Source organism: Chryseobacterium lacus (assembly GCF_003336205.1).
GTDB classification, from domain to species: domain Bacteria; phylum Bacteroidota; class Bacteroidia; order Flavobacteriales; family Weeksellaceae; genus Chryseobacterium_A; species Chryseobacterium_A lacus.
The window spans coordinates 1-2,407 of the sequence record NZ_QPIE01000015.1 but is presented as its reverse complement, the minus strand read 5'-3'; the positions used below and the strand labels follow the sequence as shown (position 1 = coordinate 2,407).

General features: G+C 33.5%; 2 protein-coding genes. Both read right to left on the bottom strand.

The window, feature by feature from the left end:
• Positions 1 to 143: 143 nt before the first annotated feature.
• Positions 144 to 581, bottom strand: coding sequence for a hypothetical protein (locus tag DQ356_RS11060; protein ID WP_126723290.1), 438 nt, complete (start codon positions 579 to 581; stop codon positions 144 to 146).
• A gap of 153 nt (positions 582 to 734) precedes the next feature.
• Positions 735 to 1,658, bottom strand: a complete 924-nt coding sequence (locus DQ356_RS11055; protein WP_114304558.1) for a hypothetical protein — start codon at positions 1,656 to 1,658, stop codon at positions 735 to 737.
• Positions 1,659 to 2,407 lie beyond the last annotated feature (749 nt).

Here is a 2,407-nt window from a genome sequence, read left to right as displayed (position 1 = left end):
CTTTGTGTATCTAAATTCTAAAAACGATAACTCCATAGACTGCCAAAAAAGCTCCCGAAGGTTCCGTTCAACAGGCTTTCATCTTGTGTCCTGCGGACAAGACGAAAGCTTAGTTATTAGCCGCAGTTTTTCATTTTAGTTTTTTATTCCGGTTTTTTACAGATTACAAAATTCTTCTTAAAGTTTCCAATACTTGTCTCCGTTGTTGCACAGTTTTTTTCAATTTTAATGATTTTGTTATTTAATCCTCCAGCTGAAATCATTTGTAAGTCTAAATCATCATATTTGGTGCTTTTAATTGTATCAAGCATTGCACTATATTCGCAATTATTTACCCAAGAAATTTTCATGACTCTGCCCGATTCTGATTCCATTTTGTTGGTCTTTAAATCATAGACTTGTTCAATTTGATTTTCATTCTTCCGAATTATAACATATTTTTTGTCTAAAATTTCATCTTGAAATTCGAAAGTTCCGTTTTCAAAATCTTTGCATTTTAAATCTCTACTTACGCTTTTGCAATTAAAAAATAAAAAACATGCAAATATTAAAAATGTTATTAGTTTGAGTGTAGATTTCATAAAATTGTGGCTAACGTTCCCAGGCTTTGCGAGGTTGCAGACTAAATAAGCCGAAACTTTCGGTTGAAGACTGAACTCAAAGATACAAAACAAACTTTAAATTAAGCCCAAAACCCGCAATCTTGCAAAACCTGTGTTGTAGCCAGTTTTTGTTTAGGTATGTTGAATAATAAAGCACATTATTTTACTTTCGGGTTCAAAGAAAATATATAAATCCCCATCGCCCCAAAAGTTCATTTTTTCAAAATACTGTTTATACCATTCATCTTTTGGTTTTACGTTTGTACGTTTTGTTTTTATGTCAATTCCATCATACGTTAGCTGACAAAGTAATTTCATTGTTTTCTTTGACTTTGGGCAAGTAGGAATGTCGGGATATTGAATCCAATTTGGAACTGAGGTATGTCCAATTCCACCAAAATCTGTAGATTTTTCTGAAGTAATAAATACTTTCTCAAACACTATTTCAGAATCTGGTTTTAAATCATCATACGAATTGTCAGTTTGCTTTAATTTCTCAATGTTTAATACTTTAGGATTTAATGGGTCAGAATAATCTATAAACAACTTGTCAAAATTCAAGTAAATTGGTGCTGCAATATGCAAGTCGAACGGTAGCCAATTAAAAGCTTCCTCAGATTTAGAAAATTTACCTAAGTATTGAAATGGTGCATTGAATTCAAATTTAGGTATATTGAATTCTTTTGGTATTTCCCCGCCCAAATAGCTTTCAGAATTAGTTACTTGGTTAAGGTTATAAATCTGATTGACTTTTAATTTTTGAAATTCAAAACCGATTTCGCTTGGTTTTAATTTCCTGTCAGTTTTATCTCCTTCTTCAATATTATATGCTTTAACTAATTTACCATTGCTAAATACAAGGTCAATTGAACTCCAAATAGTATTAGCTGTTTCCTTATCAATAATTTGTGTTTCAAGAAATTTTTGGCATTGTTCATCTCCGTTAAATTCTGCTTCCCAGCCAGCCAAATAAATATGCTGTTCCTCTTTTTGTCCAAAGCAAGAAGTTAATAAACCCATAAAAGTCAATATTATAAATTTGGTTCGTATTTTCATTTTTTAAAATTGGCTACAACGGTTGGCAGGTTTGCGAAATTGCGGTTTTACTTGCAGAACCTCTGTCAGCCAGCACTAAATTTAGTAAAAAGTGATGAAGAAAATGTAAGCACGTCGCCCGCAATTTTGCAAACCTGTGGTTATGGGTAGATGTGTTTTTTTCAGTATTATTTTCATTTTGATCTTGGTCTGTTCGGTCAGTAGTAAAAATAGTTTTTTCCTTTTAGTTTGTTCTTAAAAGCAAAAAAACAGCTCGGTCGGCTAAGCATTTTGGTCGGCAAAACCGAAATAGAAATTGTCCTTCAGTTCAGTTTTCAGTTGGGCGTTTAGGTCGGTAAGAAGCCTGATTTTTAAAGAACCTTAAGTCGATTTTGTAGTCCGTTTGATTTTGCTCGTCGTGTTGTCGGTTGGTAAATATTAAATGTTTTTTGTCGGTTCAAATTTGTTCGTTTGCGAAGTCGGAAACGTTCCTTAACCGATGAATTTCTGTCGGGGAACATTTACCCATAACGTTTCGGGGCTTTGCGATGGTGGGGCAATCGAAGCGCAAATCTTCAATTTTCCACAAAAGTTGAACCGAAGAACTGCCGTTGAACTTTGCAGTTTCGCCCCACTATCGCAAAACCCTTGTTGAACTAAACCTCCGGTAGCTTTTCCCATTCACCGTTTTAGTAATTTTGTTTTTATTAAACCCTAAAAAACATATAAAATGGCTACAAAAAAAAATCTCCGGAGGAGTTAAGGACTAA